This is a genomic window from Pseudoalteromonas simplex, from assembly GCF_015278155.1.
Lineage (GTDB): Bacteria > Pseudomonadota > Gammaproteobacteria > Enterobacterales > Alteromonadaceae > Pseudoalteromonas > Pseudoalteromonas simplex.
In genome coordinates this window covers 56,036-78,144 of the sequence record NZ_JADILN010000014.1, presented here as the reverse complement: position 1 = coordinate 78,144, position 22,109 = coordinate 56,036, and the positions used below count along the sequence as shown (strand labels likewise).

The following is a 22,109-nucleotide window of genomic DNA, read 5'->3' as shown; positions in this document are numbered from 1 at the left end:
ATAGACTACTTAATTAAGCGGATTGGTATGAAAAGTGATAACTTTATTCAGGACGGCACAATCAGATATAAAAAAGGGCTCTAATGAGCCCTTAATAGTGATTAGTCGTTGACCATAATGGTTTTGATATTAACAAATTCTCGTAGTCCAAAACCGCCATGTTCACGGCCATAGCCACTGTCTTTTACACCACCAAATGGTAAGTTCGGTTGCGCAAGACCATAACCATTGATATTTACCATACCGGTGTCAAAGTGAAGCTTTGCAAGCTCAATGGCTGCTTGTTCATCTTTTGAGAAAATACCGCCGCCAAGACCATAGCGTGAATCATTAGCAATTTGCATTGCCTCTGCGTTATCTTTGGCTCGAATAAGTGATGCCACAGGGCCAAATAATTCATCGTCATAAGCGGGCATGCCCGGTTTGATATTTTCAAGCAAGGTCGGGGTGTAATAAAAGCCGGTGTGTTCAGCAACTTTACCGCCCGTGATAATAGTAGCACCTGCATTTACAGAGTCAGTGACTTGCTGATGAAGCTGATCGCGCAGATCTTTACGAGCCATTGGGCCAAGCGTGGTTTTTTCATCGTTCGGATCGCCAAGAACAACTTGCTCAAATTGCTCTTTGATTAGAGCTTTAAAATCATCATATAAAGCATCAACCACAATAAAGCGTTTTGCCGCAACACAGGTTTGTCCGTTGTTTATCAAACGACCTTGCGTACATGCGGTAATCGCCGTATTTAAATCAGCGTCATCAAGTACGATGTATGCATCGTTACTGCCTAATTCGAGCACGGTTTTCTTAACCTGTTTAGCTGCTCGCTCTGCGACTTTTTTGCCTGTGCCATCGCTGCCAGTAAAGGTTACACCACGAATCGCTGAGTGATCTATTAGTTCGCTTGCGGTTTTACCGTCAATAAGTAAGTTCTTAAAGCAATAATCGTCAAAACCAGCCAGTTTAAATAACTGTTCAATCTTTTCGGCCATGCCAAATACATTACCCGCATGTTTTAGCACTGTGGTGTTACCTGCCATAACATTCGCGCAAGCATAGCGAATGACTTGATATAACGGGAAGTTCCATGGTTGGATACCAAGTATTACACCAATTGGTTGGTAACTAATAATTGCATGTCCGTCTTGCATATCTCGCTTTTCATCGCCAAGCACTTTTGGTCCCTGCTCAGCGGTATAACGACAAATTGCTGCACAAAGCTCAACCTCCTGAAGGCCCTGTTGGTAAATCTTACCCATTTCATCGGTCATTAGTTGTGCTAATTCTTGTTGATTAGAATCAATTACTTGTGCAAGTTTATTAAGTAATTTTGCGCGGTGCTCATGGGATGTAGTGCGCCATTTTAAAAATGCTTGATGACATTGGTCAACTTCACTCTGTGCTTGTTGCAGTGACAATAAGTTATAAGTCTTGATCGTTTGTTCATTAGTTGGATTGATTGTAGTAACAGTATCAGTCATCATTATCTCCTTACAAAGTTGTAGGAGCTAGTCTGCAAAGCTAATACCTATTTTTTGAGTTTTATAGCTTATTGTTTTAGAAGACTTTTATTTTTCAGTTAGCCTTTGAGAAGCTTAAACTCTGTAAAAACTGCATTAGGTTGAAAAACTTACAAGGAATATGTAATGACAAATTCTGTGTTAAAAACTGAACTTGCGATTATTCAAGCGCCGATGGCGGGTGTGCAAAATGCTAAACTGGCAGTCGCTGTGTGTGAAGCTGGAGGGCTTGGTTCTTTACCTTGCGCTATGCTCTCAGCAGAGCTGCTAAAATCAGAACTTGATTATCTTAGCCAGCATACTGATAAGCCTTACAATCTTAACTTTTTTTGTCATCAAACACCCGACTATACCCTGGCTCAGCAAACGGCTTGGCATAATCTGCTTACACCTTATTTTGATGAGTTTGCTGTCGATGTCTCACAATTTACCCGTAATGCTTCGCGCCAGCCAATTAATCAACAAATAATAGATCTTATCGCACCTTACACGCCTGCCGTTGTAAGCTTTCATTTTGGTCTACCAAGTAGAGAGATTGTTTCTCAAATAAAAGCGTGGGGCGGAACGGTTCTTTCATCAGCCACAACGTTAGATGAAGCGCGTTGGTTACAAGCAAATGGAGCCGATGCGGTTATTGCACAAGGGATTGAAGCTGGCGGCCACCGAGGCCATTTTTTATCAATGGATTTATCGCTGCAACCAACCACTGCGCAATTAGTGCGAGAATGTGTAGAGCTTGATATACATGTTATTGCAGCAGGTGGAATTTGCACGGCAGAAGATGTCGCCCAATACCAAGCATTAGGTGTCGCAGCAGTGCAGGTGGGGAGCGCTTACTTACTTTGTGAAGAAGCGACAACAAGTGCTTTACATCGTGAAGTATTAAAAACGGTTGCGCCAGACTCAACTGAATTGACTACCTTATTCTCTGGTCGTCCAGCACGAGGTATTAGCAATCGAGTCATGCAAGAGTTAGGAGCTATGCCAGAGCAAGCGCCGCCTTTTCCGTATGCGTCGATTGCGATGACCGCATTACGTGCAAAAGCTGAAGCCAAAGGCGATAGTGGTTTTTCACCACTTTGGTGTGGTGAGCGCTTTATTGTTAGAGAAGGTATTAATGCTCAGCAAATTACTGAACTACTAATGCAAGGTTGGCAATCTTGAACGATGCTCAGTTACTTCCTCTTGGTGATAGCTACCATCAGTTAGCTTGTAAATTTCGTAATAAACTTGCTGGGCAATGCACAATTAAGCGATACGCCAAGGGAGATATTTTATTACAGCAAGGCGATGAGCAAGATGCGGGTTACTTAATTATATCAGGGGTGCTTGGTGCATTACATGCATCATCGCAAGGCACACAAAAGTGTAAAGAGTTTTACTTTCAAGATGAGTTTGCACTGCTTTATGGGAACTGGTTGACTAAAACCCCTGCGCTCTATCAACTCAAAGTAATACGTGATGCTGAGCTTATTAAGGTGCCTTTGGCTTTATTTGATAGTACTGACTGGCAAGCAATTAAATATCAATTAATTAGTCAGCAATTATTGTTTAAAGAAGCAAAAGAAGCGTTTTTATTACTCAATACGCCAGAGCAACGTTATCAATATTTATTAGATCAAAAACCGCACTGGCTTGAGCAATTAAGCTTAAACGATGTTGCTATGTATTTAGGGATTTCAGCGATTTCTTTATCGCGAATTAGACGGCGTCTTAACTTAAGTTAAGGCGCAGCAAAACAGTGAACATTACACTGCTGATTTTTCAGGAGTCGTTATGTTTATTTTATCTCAGTGCTTAGTTGCCATTGCCACATTACTCGATTTGGCTTCTTTTCAGTTTAAACAAAGACAAGCTATTTTAGCTTGTTTGTTTAGCTCAGTATTACTGACATCAGTGCATTTTATGCTGCTTGATAATTTCAGTGCTGCAAGCTTAATGCTGATTGCCGCCCTACGTTATGGCTATTGTATTTTTGCGCGCAAAACTTGGGTGATGATAGCGTTTATGCTTTTGAGTATTAGCGCAGTACTATTAACATTGCATAGCTGGGTTAGCTTTATCGCACTGGCAGCAACGTTAATGCAAACCTATGCTTCATTCCAAGGCAAAGATTTTACCTTACGCCTGTTGATGATTGTCGGCACTGTGTGCTGGATAGTTCACAATTTATTAGCGTTTTCACCACTAGCAGTGGTAATGGAAACAGTGTTTTTAATAAGTAATTTAGTGGGCTTATGGCGCTTTTATGCTAACCCTAAGCCCGCTTAAATTTTATTTAAGACTTACCTAGCATGCGGCTCAGCATGCCATCTTTGTCAACAAACTGGTGTTTAAGTGCAGCAGCAACGTGTAAGGCTAAAATCACCACGATAATGAGCACAGAACTGTGGTGCACAAAGCTGCCTGCATCTGCAAGCCAAGGTGTTTTTTCTGGTGCGCTCAATAGCTCAAACTCAAAGAAGCTAATTGCACGACCGCCCGCATAGCTCATGATAAATCCAGATAACGGCATAGCTAGGGTCGCAAGTAATAATAAGCCATGAGTGAGGTGAGCAATTACGGTTTGCCATTTAGGCATGTCAGATGTTGCAGGTAATGCGCCTTCTTTTATGCGCCAAATAAGCCTTGCGATGGCAAAAACTAATACTACTAAGCCCATTGATTTATGCCATCCCATATAAGTAAATTTAGCGGGTGGCTCGGCAAAATCAGCAACATAAATGCCCATCGCAAATACGCCGATAAACAAAATGGCAACGGTCCAATGTAACAGGATGGTTGGCTTAGAAAGGGCTGCTACTTTACTCATGGTTGACTCTCATAATTGGCTTTAATTATAAGTATAGACTGCCCCAATAGCTGAGGGTTGCGTAAAGTAATGTAAAAAACTTAAAGAGTGTCAGCAATCAGCTTTAATAAAAAGGTCTCGCGCTGAATCGATAAGCCCTGTTTTTCACTCATTGCCATGGTGGTTTCGTTGTGTGCGATGGCATCAAATATGTTCACCCACTTAGGTTGCATGCCATTTTGCACTTCGTAGTGCTCCATTTTTGGGTCAGCAAATTCATCGCTTATTTCACAAAAGTAGCAATAAGATTTGATATGAACACAGTCAAAGTCGTCTTTGTACCAAGGTCTGATTTCTTCGTATAAGCCTAGTGAATGCTTTATTTGAATTTGTTGTGCGCCTGTTTCTTCATGAAGTTCTCGCAGGAGCCCTTGCTCAATACTTTCGCCTTTATCAACCCCGCCACCCGGTAAACTGTAGTCATCATAACGAGCGGTGTATAAAAGTAGTATTTGTTCACCTTTTAAAACAATGGCGCGGGCAGTGTTACGAATAAATACAGTGCCGTAGTCGTTTCCTAAACTTGGGTGAATAACTTTTCTTAATAACTTCATATGATTACAACTTAATAACTTAAAATAAGTACAGCTCAGCTTAATTTTGAGTAGGCAATAATAACCCGTTTCTAGTATTTTTCTCACTTTTTACCCTAAAGTGGAACTAAATGCAGTAATATGGTCGTAATTTGAATTCAATTAGTATCTAACGCGCTTTATTTTATTTTTATTGGAACTAAGCGTAGAATGATTAAAAAAGCTTATGGAATAAATATGTTAAACGTACTTTTAGTTGATGATGACAGTGAGTTTAGTGATGTAGTTTGTCACATTGTTGAGTTCCTCGGGCACAATATAAATACCGCAGCGAACCTTGCTGAAGCTGAGCAATGGTTTGAAAACAACACGTTTGACCATGTTTTTTTAGATTTTATGTTGCCAGATGGCAGCGGTCTACATTTGCTTGAGCACTTAAAAGCAATCGGTCAATCGCCTCGTGTTACGTTAATCTCAGGGCATCCTTCAGTAAAGGGTAAGTTGGCTGAAATGTGTGAGCCTAATGTTGGTCACCTAGTCAAACCACTACAACGAGAAGATATAGAACGGGTACTCAACCCGAAAAAAGCAAGCCCTAAGAAAAAAGCAACGCCAGCTATAAAGCGCCACTTTGGCACCTTAATTGGTGAATCTGAGGTGATGCAAAAGCTTTACACTATGATTGAGCGTGTTGCAGCAACTTCTGCCAATGTAATGTTGATGGGGGAAAGTGGTGCTGGTAAAGAAGTGGTTGCTCAGGCAATTCACAACGCCACTGAGTGTGATGGCCCTTTAGTAGCAACTAACTGTGGTGCATTTTCTAAAGAGCTGATTGGTAGCGAACTTTTCGGCCATGAAAAGGGCGCATTTACAGGCGCTATTGCACGTAAAGAGGGGGTGTTTGAGCAAGCTGCTGGTGGTACTTTGTTTTTAGATGAAGTGACAGAAATGCCCATTGATATGCAGCCAAACTTACTACGTGTACTCGAAAGTAAAAAAGTAACTCGAGTGGGTGGAACCAAAGAGCAAGCGGTAAATTGCCGCGTTATTTCTGCAACCAACCGCACCTTGACCGACCTTGCGCAAAATAATGTTATTCGTGAAGACATTTACTTTCGTTTAGCGGTATTCCCTATTGATATTCCACCGCTTCGTGAGCGCAAAGAAGATATTCCATTGCTTGCCAATGCTTTTTTAGAGCAGCTTAATGATGAAAACGGCACCGACTTTAAATGGCAAGCAGCGCAAATCAAAGAACTTGAGGCCCATGATTGGCCTGGTAACGTGCGTGAACTTCGCCATGCTATACACCGTGCCTTTATCATGAGTGACCCTAAAGGCTCCGTTATTACTTTACCTGATTCGTTAGAATCACCGTTTTCTAAAGTGAATAAAGAGAGCCAAGCAAACCAAGTTGTTGCAGGGCAAACCATTGAAGAAGTTGAAAAAGAATTGATCCACGCGACTTTAGATAAAGTACAAGGTAATAAGACGATTGCTGCGCAAATGCTGGGGATCAGTACGAAAACACTTTATAACCGTTTAAATGCTTATGGGGGCATTGGCGAATACAAATAACTAAGGATAGCTATGAGTAACAACGAGTCTTTACGAAAAATGGTGCACGATGCTCGTGCACCGCTAAACCGTATTTCGATGAATGCAGAGTTAGTTAAGCTCGTATTAGAAAATGATATGCCTAAGCAAAAAGCGCTCGAGGCATTAGATAAAATAATTACAAACTGTCAGCAGTGCAGTGAACACTTACAAGAAATAAGTGACACTCACGCAGCAGATTGAGCACTCATTGATTGGGAAGCAAATGCAAAAACAAAAAGGAAAAATAGCGGTCAGTTGGGCTGGCTTTATTGCCGTGGTGCTGTGTATCGTGGTGGCGAATGCTTTTTTAGCCCTCAATAGCATTCGCTCTCTAACAGAAACACAAAGTAGTCTTGATAATACTAACTCACTTAATACTGCAATAGAGCGGCTACATTTATCTGTAGTACAGGCTGAGTCAGGTCAGCGAGGTTATCTTCTTAGTGACCGAGAAGATTATTTACTGCCTTACAATGATGCTATCGCTTCAATGCAAGCGCAGATCATGCTTGTGAAAAGCTTGCATTCAGAAATTCCCGGTCAAGCAGACCGCATTGCTCGTTTAATTCATTTAGTAAACGATAAAGTCGCAGTGATGACTAAAACCACCGATCTGGCTCTTGCAAATAAAGACGTGAAAGCTCGCCGCTTGTTATTAACAGACCAAGGTCGTGATTTATATAAAGATATTCGCGCTGGAGTTGATGAAATTCAAATGCGTGAGCTTAATTTTAAAATAGAGCAGTTTGCAAAGCTCTCACAAATTAAAAACGAAGCGAAGTTAACATTTGCGATTACTGCAGTGACAAGCGCTTTACTGCTTATTGGTATGTTTGTGTTAACCCGTATCAACATACGCAATCAAGCTAAGTACCGAGCTGACCTTGAAAAACAAAACGAAAACTTGGCGGCAAAGGTTGCAGAACGTACGCAAGAGTTAACCATCTATTCAGATGAGCTAAGTCGCTCAAATAGAGAGCTTGAAGACTTTGCCTTTGTTGCAAGTCATGATTTACAAGAACCACTGCGTAAGATTCAAGCCTTCAGTGACCGCCTTGAAAAGATGTTTAAAGATGAGCTCGGCGAAAAAGGGGTTGATTATATTAATCGTATGAAAAATGCCGCTCAGCGTATGTCTAATTTAATCAATGACCTACTTGAATTCTCACGCGTAACCACTCGTGGTAAGGACTTTGTTGATACAGATTTGAATGAAGTCGTTGCAGAGGTACTTGATGATCTTGAAATCGCAATAAAAGAATCTGAGACCACGGTTAACCTCGATACCTTACCGCATATTCAAGCAGACCCGAGTCAAATGCTACAGTTGTTCTTAAACATTCTGTCGAATGCAGTAAAGTTTAGACGTGAGAATGTTGCGCCTGTCATTGATATTGCATATCAGCGAATTTCAGAATTTAGCGAAGTTCATCACACTGATGTAGAGTGGGAAGTTATTACAATTTCAGATAACGGAATTGGCTTTTCAGAAGAATACCTAGAAAAAATATTTGTTCCGTTCCAGCGGTTACATGGCCGTTCGCAATACAAAGGCACAGGCATAGGACTATCGGTTTGTCGCCGTATTGTGGAGCGCCATGGCGGAGAAATAACAGCAAGTAGTCACGTTGGTGAGGGTGCAAGCTTCACTCTTAAATTACCCGTGGAAACATCGCTTTTCACACTACAAGGAGAGGCGTAATGCCACTTAATAAAGTTAAACCAATAACCATTTTAATGGCTGATGACGACGAAGATGATCGTTTATTAACCCAAGATGCATTGGCCGAAAGCCGTGTATTAAACGAGTTGTTTTTTGTTGAAGACGGTGTAGAACTGCTTGAATACCTTGAGCGTAAAGGCAAATTTAGTGAAAAAGAAAGCTCACCGCGCCCGGGCTTGATTTTACTCGATTTGAATATGCCGCGTATGGACGGCCGTGAAGCTTTACAAGCAATCAAAGCTAACCCTAACTTGAAGGGTATTCCGGTGGTGATTTTAACTACATCAAAACAAGAAGAAGATATGGTTAAAGGCTACGACTTAGGGGCTGCATCATACATTACTAAGCCAGTTACTTTTGAAGGTTTAGTCGAGTTAATGCAAACATTAGGGAAATACTGGGTAGAGTTTGTAGAGCTGCCAACACCACAGAACGATTAATTCCAATTTGCGATAGTATTTTATTAAGCAAATTGCTATAAGGAATAAGAATGTTAGATAAGGTAACCCGATTACTCTTAGTAGAAGACGACGAAGACGATTATATTCTTACTTGCGACTACCTAGAGCAATTAGGTTCCCATACATTCGATGTTGAGTGGTTAAGTTGCCCTGAACAGGCCATCAGTGTGCTGAGCGAAAACAAGCATGATATTTGTTTGTTAGATTATCGTTTAGGTGCCTCTGATGGTTTAGAAGTGCTAAAACGGGCCGTTGATAATGGTTTTCGCGGTCCGATTATCATGCTTACCGGGCAATCAGATGAAGCTCTCGATTCTGCAGCGCTTGATGCCGGTGCGGTTGATTACCTTGTTAAAAACGAGATGAACTCTAGCCGTTTTGCCCGCGCTATTCGTTATGCGTTAGCACGACGAGATGTTGAAGATGAGCGTGTTGAACGCTTAAAAGCTGAAGCAGAAAACCGTTCTAAAGACCGTTTTTTGGCGCATTTAAGCCATGAGTTACGTACGCCCCTGTCATCCATCTTGGGTTATACCGAGTTACTAATGCAAAGTGGTAAGAACCAGCATGCCCAAAACGAGCTGGGTGTGATTTACCGAAATGGTAAGCATCTTCTGAGCTTACTTAATGATGTGCTCGACCTATCAAAAATTGCTGCTGATAAACTTGAGCTCAATTGCAGTGATGTCAATTTAGATAGCCTAATGGCGGACGTTTATACCTTAATGCGCGTCTCAGCGGTTGATAAAGGCTTAACACTTAAATTTGAATCTCAGCAAGCCTTACCTTTAGTTGTCAACACAGACGCGACGCGGTTACGCCAAATCCTGATTAACATCATCAACAATGCAATTAAGTTTACTAACCAAGGCGAGATCACAGTGCGTGCTTGGACTGCTTGGGTTAATGAGCGCGAAATGCTGTTTTTTAGTATTAAAGACACAGGTCTTGGAATCCCAGCCGAAAAACAAGCTTTGATCTTTAAACCATTTGAACAAATTGCTGATGTAGAATCCCGAGATGTCGGTGGAGCAGGGCTTGGCCTTGCCATTTGTTCTGAGCTACTTAATCGAATGCAAGGCTCAATTGAGCTTGAGTCTACGCAAGGTGTGGGCTCAGAATTTACCCTTTCTATCTACCCGGGCAACATTCGTGATGTTGAGCGCCAAGTACTGCGTTTTGATTCAAACCCAGATTGCCAACAAAAATTAGCCACCCTTGAAACCAGTGGTCGGGTATTAGTGGTCGACGACTTAAAAGATTTACGTAACCTAGTAGGTCATATGATCACTATGACCGGTGCTGAAGTGGAATACGCAGAACACGGTAAACAAGCTATTGAGAAAGTCGCTAATGCAGAACAAGCGGGTGAGCCTTTTGATATTGTTTTTATTGATTTGCATATGCCGGTTATGGGCGGTAAAGAAGCCACTATTGAACTTCGTAAAATGGGTTATCAAGGGCCAATTATCGCGCTTACTGCGGCCACTATGAAAGGGGTGAAAACTGAGTTAAGCGCACTTGGTTTTAACGATATGATTGCCAAGCCGGTTGATTCTGGGTTGCTTTACCAAGTGCTTAATCATTATATTTGCGAAGGCAATACTGCACCTGTGGTTGAGCAAGACGACAGCCCTGAAATGACCAACCAGAGCACGCGTTATTTATTGGTTGAAGACGACAGTGATGCGGCACAGATTACCCAATTATTGCTTGAAAGCTTAGGTGTTGAAACTGTCATAGCGCCAAGTTGTGCTGCGTGTCTTGAGACACTGAGTGACGACCAAAATTTTGCTAAAGTATTACTGGATATGCATTTGCCTGATGGTGGAGGGCTAGATTTAGCAAAAGAAATTAAACAGCGCCACCCGGACTTAAAATTAGTCATTGTAAGTGGCGCCGAACCAGAGCCAGAAAGAATTAAACAACTTGATATAGAACAAGTGCTGTTAAAACCGATTAATCTTGGCTTGTTATCCGAGCTTATTGCTGACTAATTGAATGCCTGACTACAAGTTCAGGTTCAAATAGCGTTTGTAACGGCGGTGTTTGTTTTTGATAAACTTGGTTTAACACCCAGTCAGCAGCCATGCGGCCCATTTCATTTATGGGGTAATTAATGGTGGTTAATTGTGGGTAAACGTGACGGGTGAAAAACACGTTATCGTAGCCCATAATCGACAATTGCTTAGGTAACGTTAGCCCTAAATCACGTGCGCTTGCCATGGCACCCACTGCCATTTCATCATTAGCACAGATAAGCGCCGTGAATGGATGCGTTTGTTGATGAAGCGCTTTTAACCCCTCATAACCGCTCGCTTCCATGAAATCACCTTGAAATAAGAGGTTTTCATCAAACTCAAGGTTAAACTCAGCCAGCGCTTGTTTGTGGCCTTCTAGGCGGTCTTTGGCATCTTGCTTCCAAGCTGGTCCACTGATGTAGGCAATGTCTTTATGACCTTGTTCTAGAACATGTTTAGTCGCTAGATATCCGCCTTTTATATTATTAAGCAAAATGCAGCGGTCACTGAGTTCGCTGATATAGCGGTTGATTAGTACAAACGGAGTACGGCCTTTGCTAAGTTTAATTAGGTAGTCGTCGCTGACAGCTTCAACATGCAAAATAAGCGCATCGCAGTTACGGCTAATTAAAAATTCAATCCCTTGTTTTTCTCGTTCTTCATCACTGTGACCTGCAGCAATAATCAGGTGTTTGCCTTGATTACGAAAGGTATTTTCAATGCCGCTCATCATAGGCCCGTAAAATGGACCTTGTAATTCAGAGACCAGTAGACCAACACTGTTCGAGCAATTTGATGCCAGTGACTGAGCAATTGAGTTAGGTCTATAGCCAAGCTCATCCATTGCGGCAGTGACCTTTTTACGTGTTGCATCACTGACATTTGCATTGTTGTTCATTACTCGCGAAACGGTTGCAAGAGAAACGCCTGCAAGTTTCGACACCTCGTAAATGGTGGCCATGTTATTCCTTTTTAAACAAAGTTATGGATGCTTTTTTAACGATAAATCGGCACTGATCCGCTCAACCGTTTGATTATCAAGAATATACCTTTTCATGATAAATGCGACAAGCATACTACCTATTGCTGGGTAAAGGGTAAATGAAATTAAGATACCCGAGAGCGTGTGTTCACTGAGTTCGGTATTGGCTTCATAGCCATAAAATGCCAATAACCAACCTGCAATGGCACCGCCAAGAGCAAGGCCAAGCTTAATAAAAAAGACCACGCTTGCGTAGACTAGGCCTGTTAGCCTTTCACCGGTTTTCCATTGCCCATAATCTATGGTGTCGGCCATTTTTGCCCACAGTAACGGAGTTGCCATTTGCGTGAAAAAACACCACAAAAAGTACACCGCAAAGGCAAGTGCAAGTTGTTCGCCCGGCAACCAAAACGCCACGCAACTAATTGCCGCAGAGATGTATTGCAAACGAATATAGGCCGTTTTCTTATCAACGCGTTTACTAAGAGGGTTTGCACAGGCACAGCCCAGAATATTACCTATCATGCCGATGGTAACAAAGTAGGTGACCAGCTCAGCTTCACCAAGCACATATTTTACATAGTAAATGGCAAGGGTGGTGCGCAGTACCATACTGGTTAACAGCATAAATGCGGCAAAGCACAATACTTTAAATGGGCCATTTTGCCATAGCGTATTCATGCGGGTTTTCCAGCTCAACGATGAGGTGTTATGCGCTGCTACGCGCTCTTTGGTAAAGCGAAAACAAATTAAGAATAAGATCACACCTAAGCCGCTCATCAGGGCCATCGTGAGTTGGTAGCCCGTAGCGTTATCACCTTTGCCAAGCCAGTTTACCAAAGGCAAGGTACAGGCACTGACAATTAAGCCGCCCAGCATACCAAACACAAAGCGATAAGATTGAATGGATACTCGCTCTTTAGGGTCGCCACTTAATACCCCGCCTAACGCTGAGTAAGGAATGTTAATCGCGGTGTACACCAGCATCAGCAAAGTGTAAGTGATAAAGGCGTAAATGACTTTGCCTGACTCAGGCAGATCAGGTGTGGTGAAGGTGATCATGCTGATCACCCCAAATGGTAAAGCGAGCCAGAGTAAGTAGGGGCGATAGCTTCCCCACCTAGTGCGAGTTGAATCGGTTAAGGCTCCCATTAATGGGTCGGTGATGGCATCAACGACTCTCACCACCAAAAACAAGGTGCCAACAATCGCGGGTGAAATACCAAATATATCAGTATAGAAAAAAGTTAAAAATAACATCACCGTTTGAAAGATGATATTACTTGCTGTGTCGCCTAATCCGTAGGCTATTTTTTCTCTTTTTGTCAGCATGTGTGTTCTCGATTGTTGTTATTTTTATCGCTGTTTGAGTAGCGCGCGATATTGTTTTGCGCTTTCTTTTAAAATGCGTTGTTGGCTTTGGTAGTCAATATAAACTAACCCAAAGCGCTTTTCGTAGCCATAGGCCCACTCAAAGTTGTCCATTAAGCTCCACGCAAAGTAGCCTTGAATATCGACGCCTTGGCGAATTGCATCACACACTGCATTTAAATGAGTGTGATAATAATCTACGCGTTCTATGTCGTTCACTTCACCATTTTCTAATGTATCGGCCATGGCTGCGCCATTTTCGGTAATGTACATTTTTGGTAAATCATATTGCTGATGTAATGATACTAAAAGCTCAGTTAAGCCTTGAGGATAAACTTCCCAGCCCATATCGGTAACACGAACATCCGCAAGGTTTGCTTCTTCAAACCAGCCATCAGCGGTATTTTTGTAGTGTATGCGGGTATAATAGTTAACGCCAATAAAGTCGACGGCTTGACGAATAATTGCCATATCGCCAGCAATAATAATTGGTTTAACTTCATCTGCTAAATCATCCATTAAAGAGGGGTAAGCACCTTCTAAAATCGCTTTGATATACCATTGATTGTGGTATTGATCAGCAAGCTCTGCGGCTTTTTTATCATCTTCGGTTAAAGGATACGTTGGGCTGAAGTTTAATACGATACCTGCTTCTGTGCTTGGGCAGTTTTTACGTAATACTTGCATAGCAAGGCCGTGGGCGAGTAGTAAGTGGTGCGCTGCTTGTCGGCCAGCTTGTTGTGATTTTATGCCAGGTGCATGTACACCCACTTCATAGCCTAAATAAGCGCTACAAAATGGTTCGTTCAAGGTGGCGAATGAATCAACCAAATGGCCTAAATGTTGAGTAACAAGTTCGGCATAGTCTTTAAATTTATAGGCTGTTTCGCGATTTAACCAGCCGCCATTATCTTCAAGGTATTGAGGTAAATCCCAGTGATATAAGGTGACATAGGTTTTAATGTTACGCGCTTTTAAAGCCGTTAATAACTGAACATAAAACGCCATACCTTGCTCGTTAACCGAGCCATCTTGCTGCATGACCCTTGGCCACGAAATAGATAAGCGGTAAGCATCGACAGCCAAATCTGCAATCATCTCGACATCTTGCTGCCAACGTGCAACATGGTCACAAGCTACATCGCCATGGCTTTGGTCAGCAATAGCGCCAGGCTTTTCGCAAAATGTATCCCAGATACAATCAAGGCGCTTATCGCGTGCCCCTTCAATCTGGAATGAAGCTGTTGCCACACCGAACGTGAACTCGGGCTTGAGTAAAGATGAATCTGGTAACAGTGAAATTGATTTATACACAGTAGATACTCGTCCTTCGGGTTAAGTGTAAGGCTTAGTAAATTAGAGCTTAGACTCAGTTGTAAGCGCTTACAATTTTTCTGCAAATAAATTGCTAAATATGATTTATATGTTATAAATGTAAGCGCTTACATTTAATGTTGCAACATATTTCGCTATTTGCTGTTAGTGATTAAGTATTAAACCTTGCTGTAACAAACTGATAAATATAATTAACTAGAGAAGAAAATTATGGCTCATGTTTCAACCCCTGTGTCGGCTGCTGCAAGCCAAGCAGATATGCCTAAGCAGCACTTTGCGCTGGCATCATTGACCACATTATTTTTTATGTGGGGATTCATAACCTGTCTGAATGACATTTTAATCCCTTATTTAAAAGGTATGTTTTCACTTAACTATACGCAGGCTATGCTCATTCAATTTTGCTTCTTTGGTGCGTATTTTGTGATGTCGATCCCTGCTGGAAAGTTGGTCAGTCGTATTGGCTACCAGTTTGGTATCGTGGTTGGCTTATTGGTCGCAGCCGTGGGGTGTGCGCTGTTTTACCCAGCTGCGGTTGCCCATGTGTACGAATTATTTTTACTAGCCTTGTTTGTCCTTGCCTCGGGCATCACGATTTTACAAGTATCTGCCAATCCTTATGTAAGTGTACTTGGTCCGCAAAAAACAGCATCTTCGCGTTTGACTATGACACAAGCATTTAACTCGTTAGGAACCACGGTTGCACCAATTTTTGGTGGTTGGTTAATTCTATCTGAGGTTAGTCAAGCCACCGCAGAAGAAGTGAAACTCCCTTATTTAATGTTGTCGTTAAGCTTGTTGGTACTTGCGGTTATCTTTGCATTTTTAAAACTGCCAAAACTAGGTAAAGAAAGTGATAGCGAAGCGGCACATCAAGATTTAGAAGATTTTGTTGATTTAGGCAGTGTTTGGCGTTACCGCCACCTCATTTTAGGTGCTGTAGGTATTTTTGTGTATGTGGGCGCAGAAGTGGCGATTGGTAGCTTTTTGGTGGGCTTTTTGACCTTAGATAACATTGCTGGTTTACCAGAAAATGAAGCTGCGCATTATATTAGCTACTACTTTGCAGGAGCCATGGTTGGCCGTTTTATTGGTGCAGTTGTAATGCAGAAATTTAATGCAGGCAAGGTGTTGGCATGCCATGGCTTGTTGGCGGTATTGTTAGTATTGATTGCTATGACGGGTGAGGGCAGCCTTGCTATGTGGGCAATTTTGCTTGTGGGATTATGTAACTCGATTATGTTCCCAACCATTTTTAGCCTTGCTTTACACGGCCTTGGCAAATACACCTCAAAAGGCTCAGGCATTTTATGTTTAGCGATTGTAGGGGGAGCGATTATTCCATTACTACAAGGCGTATTAGCAGATTCTATTGGCGTGCAAATGGCGTTATTCTTACCAATCGCCTGTTATTTATATATTACTTACTTTGCGCTGGTTGGCTCAAAAGTATCAACTCAGACTTCATAGGTGCAAAAAATGAAATTGAAAAAAACATTCACTCTCTGTTCGTTAATGATGGCAAGCGTCAGCATGCTAGGTTGTACTGGACAAGATAAGGTGACCAACGTGAGCACTGAGCAAGAAATTTGGCCAAATATCGAAACGGGCATTGCAGCAAATCCAGAAATGGAAGCACAAATTGCGAAAATGTTGGCAAATATGACCCTTGAGCAAAAAATTGCGCAAATGATCCAGCCAGAAATTCGCGATATAACCGTTGAAGATATGCGTAAGTACGGCTTTGGTTCTTACCTTAATGGCGGTGGTGCATTCCCAAATAATGATAAACATGCCAGCGCTGCAGATTGGATTGATCTTGCTGAAAAAATGTATCAAGCCTCAATTGATGACTCGCTCGATGGCAGCTCAATTCCGACTATGTGGGGTACCGATGCCGTGCATGGTCACAATAACGTAATTGGTGCGACATTATTTCCACATAACATTGGTTTAGGTGCAACAAACAACCCTGAGTTAATCGAAAAAATTGCCGCCGCTACCGCGCAAGAAGTGATGGTAACTGGTATCGACTGGGTATTTGCACCAACTGTGGCAGTTGTTCGTGACGACCGTTGGGGCCGAACTTATGAAGGCTATTCTGAAGACCCTGAAATTGTAAAAGCGTATTCAGCAGCCATTGTTAAGGGGTTGCAAGGTGCGGTTGATGACGACTTTTTATCTGATAAACGTGTGATCAGTACGGTTAAACACTTTTTAGGTGATGGCGGCACAGAAGGCGGTGATGACCAAGGTAATAACACGGCATCTGAGCAAGAGTTATTTGATATTCATGCGCAAGGTTATGTAGGCGGCTTAGGTGCGGGGGCGCAAACCGTAATGGCGTCATTCAACAGCTGGAATGGTGAAAAAATTCATGGCAGTAAATACCTACTTACCGACGTGCTAAAAGATAAAATGGGTTTTGATGGTTTTGTTGTTGGTGACTGGAACGGCCACGGTCAAATTCCGGGTTGTACTAATGGCAACTGTGCGCAGGCTGCAAATGCGGGTCTTGATGTGTACATGGTACCGACAGATGCATGGAAACCACTTTACGAAAACCTTATTAAGCAAGTTAAAAGTGGCGAAATTGCACAAAGCCGCATCGATGATGCAGTAACGCGTATCTTACGTGTAAAAATGCGCGCAGGTTTGTTTGATAAGCCAAGCCCTGCTAAGCGTCCGCTTTCTGGTAAAACAGAGATCATTGGTAGTGCAGAACATCGCGCAGTTGCAAAACAAGCAGTCCGTGAATCACTGGTACTACTTAAAAATAAACAACAGTTGTTACCGCTATCAGCAAATGCAAATGTATTAGTTGCCGGTCAAGGCGCTGATAACATCGGTATGCAGTCAGGTGGTTGGACAATCACATGGCAGGGTACAGGTAATGAGAATAGTGACTTCCCGGGTGGTTCTTCAATTTTTGATGGCATCAAAAATACAGTTGAGCAAGCAGGTGGTCAGGTTCAATACAATGTGAATGGCGAATTTGAATCTAAGCCAGATGTCGCGATTGTGGTGTTCGGTGAGCAACCATATGCAGAAGGTAATGGTGATTTAGATAACCTTGAATACCAACGTGGTAATAAAACTGATTTAGCCCTGCTTAAAAAGCTAAAAAATGCCGGTATTCCTGTGGTGTCGCTATTTATTAGTGGCCGCCCAATGTGGGTGAATGCAGAGCTGAATGCTAGTGATGCCTTTGTCGCAACTTGGTTACCAGGCAGTGAAGGTGATGCAATCAGCGATGTTATCCTTAAAAAGCAAGATGGTTCTATCAATCATGACTTTAAAGGTAAGTTATCGTTCTCGTGGCCAAATAACCCGGTAGGTAACCAAAACCGTGGTGATAAAGACTACTCGCCACTACTGCCATATGGCTTTGGTTTAACTTACCAAGATAAAAACACATTAGCAGATGACCTTAGCGAAAAATCACAAGTTGCCGCTAAATTAGAAGACTTAGTATTATTTGAACGTGCCGTAAAAGCACCGTGGTCACTGCAACTACAAAGTGGTTCTGAGCAACAAGCCATGACCAGTAGCCGTGCAGCCCTTAACGCTGTTAGCGTAAAAACCTTTGATAAAGACGTACAAGAAGATGCGCGCGCAATCAGCTTTAATGGTAAAGAAGCGGCTGCGGTTCGTTTAATGGCTGCGTTCCCATCGGATTTACGTTCATACGTTGAAAAAGCGGGTCAACTGCAAATGCAGATTAAGGTAGACCAAGCTGCTGATGCGCCGCTAATGCTAGGTATGCAATGTGGTGAAAACTGTGACGGCCAATTTGATATTAGCAAACAGCTTAAAGCAGTAAATGATTGGCAAACACTAACGGTAGATTTGAGCTGCTTTGCAGAGCAAGGTGTGCAGCTTGGGCAAGTATTCTCGCCTTGGCAATTAGCCACTGAAGGTGCATGGCAAGTATCAATTGCTAAACTATCAGTAACGAGCGCGCACACCGAGGACGCAACAGTCTCATGTCAGTAAAATCGTATGCTGTTATTTTGCTAACAGGTGCGCTTAGTGCCTGTCAGCAAACCCCTGCGCCTGTCAAAGCCAGCCTAGGAGAAGGCTGGCAGTTAGTTTGGCAAGATGACAAAGTGTTGATTTTGCCGGTTATCCTAAGCAAATGCTGGTGGATTACGTACGTGTTTTTCAATGTAGTAAAAATAGTGAAACAGGTATCGGCTGTGCAACAAAGCAGCCATCGGCAGTACAAATAAAGGGTAAGACCAATCCGCAATAGTACTTAATTAAGCGGATTGCTATAAGTGAATTATGAACCAAGAGCCTGCAGATGCTTCGCCGAACTCGTTGCATCCGCTGGCTTTTGGTTCATTCTATCGGTTGAGTTTTTGCAGTAATAGTTGTCTTATTTTTCTGGCCGTTAGTTCGTCGATATCCGCTAATATCCCTTGCGCAGGCTCAGCAACGTGGCTTGCTAAATCCACATCATCAGCAAACACATAATGATTAAAGAGTTGCTGCCATTTCTCTTTATGCTCGTTTGGCAAGTCTTTAATTGCCAGCATACTGTGCAGCATGGCATCAAATGGGTTTGCTAAATACTCTGGGGCTTGTCGCCACCAATAGTTCACCAACACATTAAACGGACTGGTTGCACTAACCTGATGCCACCAAAGCGCTGGAATATAAATAGCATCGCCAGGGCCAAGAGTTGCCGATTGCGCCTTTGCTACAGCTTCTTTAAAACGTGGAAAGCGGCTGAAATCAGGGTTATCAAAATCAACCAAGCTAATCGCTTGCCCAGCGGGTGTAAATTCGAGTGGACCAACGTAAAGGTTATTGACCTGATCAGTTGGCAATAGTGTAAACGTACGCTTACCCGCAGCAACACAAGCTAGGTTATCGGCGTTGTCATAGTGAGCCGCAATCTGACTATGATTTCCCACCCAGAGGCTGGTTAGGCAGTTATAATCGGTTACTGTTAATGGGTTTTCAACACTAAAGCCCGGAGCGCAATACTCCACAGCAGTAGAGCCCATATACAGTGAATCACTGTCGGTTTGTGTGAGTGTTAGTGCTAATTTTTGCAGCACAGAAAGTAGGTTATCGGCGTGCTGTGAAAAATTAAGCCCCGAGAAATCAGCGTTATAAAAATAGCGCCCCTGATGAATTGCCTGGCTGCTAAAACTGCGTACAGGGGCGTTATTGGCAAACCCTAAAAGATAGTCTAAGGCGTTTTTAGAACCTTGTTTAGCGGCTATGACTTGGGGCCAATTAGCGCAGAGATCTCTGATGACCAGTGGCTCAGTTAGCTCAGCTAAAAAAGTTTTTAGATCAGCAATGCTTGAAGCCTGGCATTCTTTTATTGGCGCAGCCGCAAACATTACTGCTGAGCCCATTTTTTATTAAGCAAATGAGGAATGTGCTCCATTGATGCCAGCACCATATAAATAGCCTGTAGGTCACCTTGCTGTTGTAACTGCTTAAGCTGTTCAGCGGTTAAGCCATTGAGTACCTGTTGGTTAATGGTATAAAAGCCGCTTACTGTGACTTTTTCGCCATTTTTATCTGCATATTCAATACTGAAAGCTTCGAGTAAATTAACGCTAAGCAAACGCTCAAAAAACTGATTAATTGTTTGGTGTTCTTGATGTAACGCGTTAAGTACTTGAGCAATATGATTTAAGTATTCGCTATTTCCACCATGTTCAAGGAAAATGGCTTCGCCATCATGTGTGCTTATGCGTGGGCTGTCTAAATCTATATGTACCACCAGTGATTGCTCAGGAATACCATTGTTATACTGGGTTTGTTGGCCAATTAAAAATGGCTGGCGCTGCATACTTAGTGGTAAGTAACTCAGTTGTAATTCGCCTTGCTCGTTAAGCAGCAAGTTTTCGCCATTTTCGAAACCAAATAAAGCGAGGGCTTCGAATTGACCTGTTTGCGGGTGCTTACGAAATACGATAGGTTGATTTGCTTGAACTTTAGCAAACTCACTTGGAAATACGGTAGCGCAGCTAATATTGTCGCCCCAGTTAGCACCGCGTGTGGTGATTACTTTTAGGTCTTTATGGCTGATGTTATCAAGTAAGACATGATTGGCCATTGGGCCTCCTAATACTGAGATTAAATAGGTTGTATACCAAATTGCTGAATATGATTTAACAGCTCGCGGTTAGTGGGTAGTTGTTGTAATCCGCGTTTGGCTTGTTGTTGGTTAGCACTAAAATGCTCAATAATAGCCGTTGGCATTGCAAGTACAGGAAATTGTGGCAATTGCTTCATTCCATAAAGTACATACTGGTAACTGGCTGCAGAGAAGACCTCTTGAGCGCGGTCAAAGTCGTTTAACCACGGACTTTGATATTGCCAAAGTGCTAAGTTTTCTTGAAGTTGCAGAGGGATTGAGTTTGCCTCTTTATGGGCTTGCCAATAGGGGCTTGTGCGCTTTGACAACACGTAATGCAGCTTTAAAAATTCAATGATACGTTGCCAGCGATAATGGCACTGCTCATCAAACCGCTTTGCCAGTGTCGGCATTGCAGCACGATGTGTTGGGAAATTAGCAAGTAAGTTATTCAGGCCAAGCTCCACCATGACTAACGCTGAGGCTTCAAGTGGTTCAATAAAGCCTGCAGACATACCAATAGCTAAACAGTTTTTATACCAAAAACGGCGTCTATAGCCGGGCGTAAAACTGATTTCACGAAATGTCAGTTCATTTTGCGCGGTACCAGGCTGGGTTTTTGCAATGTACTGGCTAAGCGCCTGTTTCGCATCTTCGCTGCTGGCAAAACGACTTGAGTACACCATACCTAGACCACGGCGGCTTTGTAAGCCGATATCCCAAATCCAACCGGCATCTTGCGCAGTGGCTTTGGTATAAGAAAGGAGCTCTTGCTGCGGGTTTAGATAGGGCACCTGTACGGCAACGGCTCGATCGTTAAATAACACATCGTGTTGCTCAATTAGCTCTATCCCGTAATGTTGATGTAACAGCTTTGCGTGGGTGCCAGAGCAATCAATAAATAAATCACCCGCAATAGTGCCATGATCGCGGGTTTGCAATGAACTAATATAGCCATCTTCATCACTATTGATACATTCAACATGACTGACGATATGCTCAACGTTTAGTTTGGTCGTGCAGTGCTGTTGTAGCAGCATGGCAAACTTACCAGCATCTAAATGGTAGCCATAATTTGCTTCACCTTGATAGGCGCTATGTAAGTGGTTTTTCGGTGCTTTATGGTGATCGCATAAGTAGGTTTGGCTTGCCACTGCGTGGCTGAAACTCACGGCATCTTTGTTGGCAAACCAGTAAGGTGCAATATTTAATTGCTGATATGCCACCGGTAAGCTGAACGGGTGGTAATAATGTGCGTCGCCTTCATCGTCGCACCAGCCATCAAAACGTGAGCCTTGTTTAAAAGAAGCATCACAACGTTGAATAAATTCACTTTCGCTGATGCCGATGGTTTTTAAGGTTTGTCGCATGGTCGGCCAAGTACCTTCACCGACACCAATGGTGGCAATATCGGGCGACTCAATCAGGGTAATTTGTGCGTTGTGAGTTAAATGAGGCTGGGCAGCAATTAAACCTGCAGATAACCAACCTGCTGTACCACCACCTAAAATGACGACTTTTTTTACTTCATTCTTTTGCATGTTTAAGGCCATCTCAAATGCTATGTAGACAAACTAGCATAATTATGAAAAAAAAAGCCGCTGTTGAGC

General features: G+C 42.6%; 20 protein-coding genes. 11 read left to right on the top strand and 9 right to left on the bottom strand.

Annotation, left to right across the window (positions count from 1 at the left end):
- Window positions 1-101 precede the first annotated feature (101 nt).
- Complete coding sequence (locus IRQ78_RS18700; protein WP_138600346.1) at window positions 102-1,478, bottom strand: NAD-dependent succinate-semialdehyde dehydrogenase; 1,377 nt, start codon at window positions 1,476-1,478, stop codon at window positions 102-104.
- Between the two features lie 165 nt (window positions 1,479-1,643).
- Here IRQ78_RS18700 and IRQ78_RS18695 point away from each other — a divergent pair, with 165 nt between their 5' ends.
- Genes IRQ78_RS18695 through IRQ78_RS18685 form a run of 3 tightly spaced genes read left to right on the top strand, consistent with a single transcriptional unit; the run spans window position 1,644 to window position 3,788 of the window.
- The gene (locus tag IRQ78_RS18695; RefSeq protein ID WP_194442902.1) at window positions 1,644-2,681 is read left to right on the top strand and encodes an NAD(P)H-dependent flavin oxidoreductase; all 1,038 of its coding nucleotides are present in this window, start codon (window positions 1,644-1,646) and stop codon (window positions 2,679-2,681) included.
- On the top strand, window positions 2,678-3,244 hold the full coding sequence (locus tag IRQ78_RS18690) for a Crp/Fnr family transcriptional regulator (RefSeq protein ID WP_194442901.1): 567 nt from the start codon (window positions 2,678-2,680) through the stop codon (window positions 3,242-3,244). Before IRQ78_RS18695 ends, IRQ78_RS18690 begins: the two co-directional genes overlap by 4 nt.
- 49 nt (window positions 3,245-3,293) lie before the next feature.
- Window positions 3,294-3,788, top strand: coding sequence for a YgjV family protein (locus IRQ78_RS18685; RefSeq protein WP_054552615.1), 495 nt, complete (start codon window positions 3,294-3,296; stop codon window positions 3,786-3,788).
- A gap of 7 nt (window positions 3,789-3,795) precedes the next feature.
- On the opposite strand, the gene IRQ78_RS18680 is transcribed toward IRQ78_RS18685, so the two are convergent.
- Together IRQ78_RS18680 and IRQ78_RS18675 are read right to left on the bottom strand one after the other, a co-directional pair.
- A complete protein-coding gene (locus tag IRQ78_RS18680; protein ID WP_054552614.1) occupies window positions 3,796-4,329 on the bottom strand; it encodes a cytochrome b in 534 nt (177 codons plus the stop codon).
- An 80-nt stretch (window positions 4,330-4,409) separates the two neighbouring features.
- Window positions 4,410-4,922 carry an NUDIX hydrolase gene (locus IRQ78_RS18675; RefSeq protein ID WP_054552613.1) on the bottom strand — a complete coding sequence of 171 codons (513 nt, stop codon included), beginning with the start codon at window positions 4,920-4,922 and terminating at the stop codon, window positions 4,410-4,412.
- Between the two features lie 216 nt (window positions 4,923-5,138).
- On the opposite strand from IRQ78_RS18675, the gene IRQ78_RS18670 reads away from it, so the two are divergent.
- Genes IRQ78_RS18670 through IRQ78_RS18650 form a run of 5 tightly spaced genes read left to right on the top strand, consistent with a single transcriptional unit; the run spans window position 5,139 to window position 10,681 of the window.
- A complete protein-coding gene (locus IRQ78_RS18670; RefSeq protein WP_054552612.1) occupies window positions 5,139-6,479 on the top strand; it encodes a sigma-54-dependent transcriptional regulator in 1,341 nt (446 codons plus the stop codon).
- A gap of 12 nt (window positions 6,480-6,491) precedes the next feature.
- Window positions 6,492-6,701 (top strand): histidine kinase, encoded by a 210-nt coding sequence (locus tag IRQ78_RS18665; RefSeq protein WP_054552611.1) that lies wholly within the window; start codon window positions 6,492-6,494, stop codon window positions 6,699-6,701.
- A gap of 22 nt (window positions 6,702-6,723) precedes the next feature.
- On the top strand, window positions 6,724-8,202 hold the full coding sequence (locus IRQ78_RS18660) for a sensor histidine kinase (protein ID WP_138600356.1): 1,479 nt from the start codon (window positions 6,724-6,726) through the stop codon (window positions 8,200-8,202).
- On the top strand, window positions 8,202-8,663 hold the full coding sequence (locus tag IRQ78_RS18655) for a response regulator (protein ID WP_054552609.1): 462 nt from the start codon (window positions 8,202-8,204) through the stop codon (window positions 8,661-8,663). The genes IRQ78_RS18660 and IRQ78_RS18655 overlap by 1 nt, the downstream gene beginning before the upstream one ends.
- A gap of 50 nt (window positions 8,664-8,713) precedes the next feature.
- Complete coding sequence (locus IRQ78_RS18650) at window positions 8,714-10,681, top strand: response regulator (protein WP_166338159.1); 1,968 nt, start codon at window positions 8,714-8,716, stop codon at window positions 10,679-10,681.
- Here the strand turns inward: IRQ78_RS18650 and IRQ78_RS18645 are convergent.
- From IRQ78_RS18645 to IRQ78_RS18635, 3 genes are read right to left on the bottom strand one after another with little or no spacing between them, the layout of a single operon-like run.
- Window positions 10,668-11,666 (bottom strand): LacI family DNA-binding transcriptional regulator, encoded by a 999-nt coding sequence (locus tag IRQ78_RS18645; protein WP_138600360.1) that lies wholly within the window; start codon window positions 11,664-11,666, stop codon window positions 10,668-10,670. The genes IRQ78_RS18650 and IRQ78_RS18645 overlap by 14 nt on opposite strands.
- Before the next feature lie 21 nt (window positions 11,667-11,687).
- Complete coding sequence (locus tag IRQ78_RS18640) at window positions 11,688-13,019, bottom strand: glycoside-pentoside-hexuronide (GPH):cation symporter (RefSeq protein ID WP_138600362.1); 1,332 nt, start codon at window positions 13,017-13,019, stop codon at window positions 11,688-11,690.
- 24 nt (window positions 13,020-13,043) lie between these two features.
- Window positions 13,044-14,372 carry a GH1 family beta-glucosidase gene (locus tag IRQ78_RS18635; RefSeq protein WP_138600364.1) on the bottom strand — a complete coding sequence of 443 codons (1,329 nt, stop codon included), beginning with the start codon at window positions 14,370-14,372 and terminating at the stop codon, window positions 13,044-13,046.
- Between the two features lie 231 nt (window positions 14,373-14,603).
- Between IRQ78_RS18635 and IRQ78_RS18630 the strand changes: the two genes are divergently transcribed.
- From IRQ78_RS18630 to IRQ78_RS18620, 3 genes are read left to right on the top strand one after another with little or no spacing between them, the layout of a single operon-like run.
- Window positions 14,604-15,863: a sugar MFS transporter gene (locus tag IRQ78_RS18630; protein WP_138616053.1), complete on the top strand. Its 1,260-nt coding sequence runs from the start codon at window positions 14,604-14,606 to the stop codon at window positions 15,861-15,863.
- A 48-nt stretch (window positions 15,864-15,911) separates the two neighbouring features.
- On the top strand, window positions 15,912-18,389 hold the full coding sequence (locus IRQ78_RS18625) for a glycoside hydrolase family 3 protein (protein WP_407681627.1): 2,478 nt from the start codon (window positions 15,912-15,914) through the stop codon (window positions 18,387-18,389).
- Complete coding sequence (locus IRQ78_RS18620; RefSeq protein ID WP_194442899.1) at window positions 18,380-18,625, top strand: hypothetical protein; 246 nt, start codon at window positions 18,380-18,382, stop codon at window positions 18,623-18,625. The genes IRQ78_RS18625 and IRQ78_RS18620 overlap by 10 nt, the downstream gene beginning before the upstream one ends.
- Window positions 18,626-18,742: 117 nt before the next feature.
- On the opposite strand, the gene IRQ78_RS18615 is transcribed toward IRQ78_RS18620, so the two are convergent.
- Genes IRQ78_RS18615 through IRQ78_RS18605 form a run of 3 tightly spaced genes read right to left on the bottom strand, consistent with a single transcriptional unit; the run spans window position 18,743 to window position 22,040 of the window.
- On the bottom strand, window positions 18,743-19,753 hold the full coding sequence (locus tag IRQ78_RS18615) for a cupin-like domain-containing protein (RefSeq protein WP_194442898.1): 1,011 nt from the start codon (window positions 19,751-19,753) through the stop codon (window positions 18,743-18,745).
- The gene (locus IRQ78_RS18610) at window positions 19,753-20,478 is read right to left on the bottom strand and encodes a SapC family protein (RefSeq protein ID WP_194442897.1); all 726 of its coding nucleotides are present in this window, start codon (window positions 20,476-20,478) and stop codon (window positions 19,753-19,755) included. Before IRQ78_RS18610 ends, IRQ78_RS18615 begins: the two co-directional genes overlap by 1 nt.
- Window positions 20,479-20,498: 20 nt before the next feature.
- Window positions 20,499-22,040 (bottom strand): tryptophan halogenase family protein, encoded by a 1,542-nt coding sequence (locus IRQ78_RS18605; RefSeq protein WP_194442896.1) that lies wholly within the window; start codon window positions 22,038-22,040, stop codon window positions 20,499-20,501.
- Between the last annotated feature and the right edge of the window lie 69 nt (window positions 22,041-22,109).